The 3,925-nt window shown below is 59.3% G+C and carries 3 protein-coding genes; 2 read left to right on the forward strand and 1 reads right to left on the reverse strand.

Annotated elements, in window-relative coordinates; translation table 11 throughout:
• Positions 1-2,025 (reverse strand): mannose-1-phosphate guanylyltransferase/mannose-6-phosphate isomerase (locus EN991_RS26635; RefSeq protein ID WP_127369885.1); only part of this gene is annotated, 2,025 nt, incomplete at its 3' end.
• Positions 2,026-2,492: 467 nt separating this feature from the next.
• Between EN991_RS26635 and EN991_RS26640 the strand changes: the two genes are divergently transcribed.
• Positions 2,493-2,828 (forward strand): hypothetical protein, encoded by a 336-nt coding sequence (locus EN991_RS26640; protein WP_127366462.1) that lies wholly within the window; start codon positions 2,493-2,495, stop codon positions 2,826-2,828.
• Between the two features lie 173 nt (positions 2,829-3,001).
• The coding region (locus EN991_RS26645; protein ID WP_245461084.1) for a Wzz/FepE/Etk N-terminal domain-containing protein at positions 3,002-3,925 on the forward strand (924 nt) is incomplete at its 3' end.

The raw sequence follows: 3,925 nt of genomic DNA on the forward strand, positions 1-3,925 counted from the left end.
GGCTACGGCTGCCTTGACGGCTTCGCATTGCGGCCAGCTGCGGGAGAGCCGGTCGAGAGGGATTCCCTGCCGCGATACGGCAGCAAAAGCCAGACCTGTTGTCCGGTTCAATCCACTGGCGACCGCCGATGAATAGAGCTTCCTTGCGTAGGCGACCAAGTCTTTCTGGCCGCTCGCTCGTGCGAAATCGACAAGGAGCGAAGCCCATTCGAAGTGATGCCCCGGTTCGGTCCACTGTCCTTCATCTCCCTGCAACGGCAACCAATCGGCGTCGAAACGTTCCCCAACCGTCCAGCTTTCCTGGTCGAAGAAATGGCTCCGGAAGAGATCGATGATGCGTGCTGCCCGACGCAGATATTCACGGTCGCCCGTGGCGCCATACCAGGCAAGAAATGATTCCAGCATGTGCATGTGTGGGTTCGAAGACCGCGCACCGTTCCAGCCGGGGCTCTCGAGGAACCCGGTCAGACTGTCGTGCTCGAGGTGGGCGTCGATGAAACGAAACGTCTGTTGTGCCAGTTCCAGGGCATCGTGGTGTCCGCATCGGTGAGCTTGAGCCAGCGCCAGGAGCACGCAGGCATGGTCGTAGGCGTCCTCGGTCGGGTCGGCCACGCTGCCGTTGGCATTGAGAGTTCGCACCCACCCGCCGCGGTTCGTGCGGCCGAATCTTGCGATGAAGTCGATACCGTGTTCGATGAGTTTGTCCGCCGGACCAGTCCAGCCACGTTCCTTGGCGACTGCGAAAGCGTAAATCTGGCGAGCCGCAGTGCGCATGCGCTTGGGTTTGCCCAATGGCCTCGCATCGAAGCCCAGGGCCTCATGGAAGCCGCCGTAAACATCGTCGACGCCAGCGGTGGACCACAGCGGCAGGGTTTCTTCGAAGAGCCAGTGCTCCACGCGCTTGCGCCATGAGCCACTGATGATGATCCGGTCTTCGGAGGCAGTAAATTTCGTTTCGAGGCGCCCGCTCTTCTCCAGCTGTTCGACGATTTTTTTCACGTTCTGGCTGTGGCTGACGGGTGCGACGAATACCGCATCTGGCGTCGCCACGATCGCAACATCCTTCATCCCGACCACGGTCAGCAGTCTGCCCTGGCTTCTGAAGTAAGAGTCCTGGCAATCGATGGCGACGATATCGCCCATTGTGACATTGCCGTTGCTGTCCGTGGGGCTGGCCTCCATTAGGGATTGCCATGAGCCAAGGTCGGTCCAGTGGAACGAGGCCCTAACCATTGCGATGTCGCGCGCATGCTCCATGATTGCGTAGTCGATCGAGGTCGAGGGGACGGCCAAGTAGAAGCCTTGTGTCAAATAAAGGCCCGAGACGTCGGTCCGCGCTCCCTTGTAAGCCCGTTCCGCGGCGTCCCAGATGTCGGGCTGGAACTCGAGAAAAGCCTCCCGCATGGTGTCGGCTCGAAAGAGGAAAATGCCGGCGTTCCAGTAGAATTGTCCCGAAGACATGTATTTGCGAGCCGACTTGGCGTTCGGCTTTTCGACAAAGCGCGAAACCGAGGCTACTGCGTCAGCATCTGCCGTGGTCTCGATGTAACCATATCCGGTTTCGGGATGCGTCGGCTTGATCCCGAACACGATGATCTTTCCTGAATCGGCGGCAGGCACGCCGGCCTTGACGGTTTCCCAGAATTGCGTTGTCGTCGATATCTGATGGTCGGAGGGGACCACGAGCACAAGGGCGTCGGCTCCATATTCGGAGATCGTTTGCAGGGTGGCTATGGCGACGGCGGCCGCGGTATTGCGGCCGACCGGCTCGAAGATCGGTCTGCCGCCGTTCAGGCCGAGCGGTACTAGGTCCGAGATAACGCGCTCGGCATGCCGTTCGGAGGCTATCAGGTAGATCGGCGTCTCTCCGTCCGGCCGCGCCTTAAGGCGACGAACAGTCTTGGCAAGCATAGAGCCATCCCCCGAAAGATCGTGGAATTGCTTGGGGTTGTCTTCGCGCGAGAGCGGCCACAGCCGTGAGCCGACCCCCCCGCTCATGACAAAACTTACGATCCGGTCAGACATGGTCCAATTCCTCTCAGAATGTCTGGTTGTAGGCTCCGACCTCTGGATTGCCGCCCAGCACGCCATCGAGAGCCTCGAGTATCTCTCGGCGCCGCTCTGGCGACACAGGCTTTCCACAACCAGGACGATCTCCGCTTTGTTCGACGACGCCCAGGCCCCAGGTGCCGTCCTGAAAGCCCGTGGCTTTGATCGGAGCACTGGTTTTGAAGGCGAATGTGTTTGGACTCGCGTGTCCGACTATGTTCACGGTCACGATTTCCGCTCCGCAGTTTAGCGCCAACAGTCGTAACACGCGCCGCACGTGGCCGCCTTCATGAATTCGAGTAGCCCTATCGCCCTAGCTGCCACCCCTCATCCAATATGAGCATGCCCGCCGATGACCGAAAGGATGTCTCGTGCAAGCATGAGAGTCTTGTATTCTGCAAGGTGCGTCCCCTCTCGCGTGCAACGAGAAAGATGGCTGCAACATGCCGCTGACCGCATTCAGGTTCCCATTCGGCCAGAATGTCGACCAACGGCGGTTCGGTCGCCTGACCAGTCTTCTGGAGGTCATTCAGATGGACATCGAGAAGGAAATCGCGGCACTGCGCCCTTGCGTGGAAAGGTTCACGGACTGTGCTGCGTTCGCCCTGGAAGCGATGGAAAATGGAGAGAGTCCCGAACGCATGTCCGCGCAGATCGGTACTCTCGAGCAGAACCTGGCGATCATCCGCGGACGGCAGGCCTTGCTGGAACAGCAGACGTCATTTGTCGACGCCGCGAGAGCAGCGCTGCCGCGCGTTCTACCGCCCCACGGGTCCTAAGTTTCGCATACGCCAATTGGCGGCATTTACCTTCCGGATCACGGGAGTAATCTTCCGCAGCAGTCTGGGATCGCGGGGCCTCGGCTTTCAATGCAAAGACCGGCCAAATGCAACGGCCGCCTGCATGGAGCGGGCTGCTCTGGGTGTCTGCGTATGCCTGCAGGAGAAGCTGAATGAATCGCATGTTCACCAATCAATGGCCCTCGATGACGGACCAGCAGGCTTCCGCCGGCCAAGAGTTCATTGGGCTCTCCGACATTACCGAATTTCTGCGCCGCTACGCTGGAACTATCATTGCCTGCCTTGCCATGGCTCTCTTGTTGGCGGGGTTTTACAATTCGAGCACCGACCCAACTTTCATCGCCAGCGCGCAGATTCTGATCGAGCCGAAATTGCCGCAACACCTGCAGGAGGGCGGCGAAGTGGATCTGTCACTGGATACTGCCCAGGTGGAAAGCCAGATCGCTGTAATGCAGTCGGAAAAAATCGCAGCGATGGTGCTCGACCAGTTGAAACTCGTCGACGATGCGCAGTTCAATCGTTCCCAGTCTCCGACTTTGCGGGACAGATTGACGAAGACCGGAGCTGTCCTGCTTGAGGCCTTGGGGCTGCGGAAAAGCGCCTGGCTGCAGCATTTCGCTCTTAGCGAGCCTGCCGCACCCCCCATGCTGACCGATTTTCAGAAGTTCCGTCGGAGCATGTTGGTTTTCCGCAACGGCCTCGACGTCCGCCGAGTCGGCGTTTCCTACGCGATTGACATATCCTTCACCTCTCCTGATCCCGAGGGCGCAGCCAGGATTGCGAACGCCACGGCCGATGCCTTCGTACGTGAGCAGATCGAAACCAAGACTGACGCAGCCAAGGAAGGAGGCGCGTGGCTGGAAATGCGGCTTCAGCAGCTGCGAACTCAAATGAATGAGGCCATGGCAAAAGCGCAGCAGTTCCGGTCACGGCACGACTACAGCGTCGGCATTGAAGCCAAAGCAGACGGGACGAGTGCTGAGCCGACGCTCGAAGAACTTGAGGTGACGGCTGAAACCTACCAGAAGATGTACGAGAGCTTCTTGCAGGCCTACACCAACTCGGTAAGCCAACAG

It is taken from the genome of Mesorhizobium sp. M7A.F.Ca.US.005.03.2.1 (genome assembly GCF_003997795.1).
In the GTDB taxonomy this organism is placed as follows: domain Bacteria; phylum Pseudomonadota; class Alphaproteobacteria; order Rhizobiales; family Rhizobiaceae; genus Mesorhizobium; species Mesorhizobium ciceri.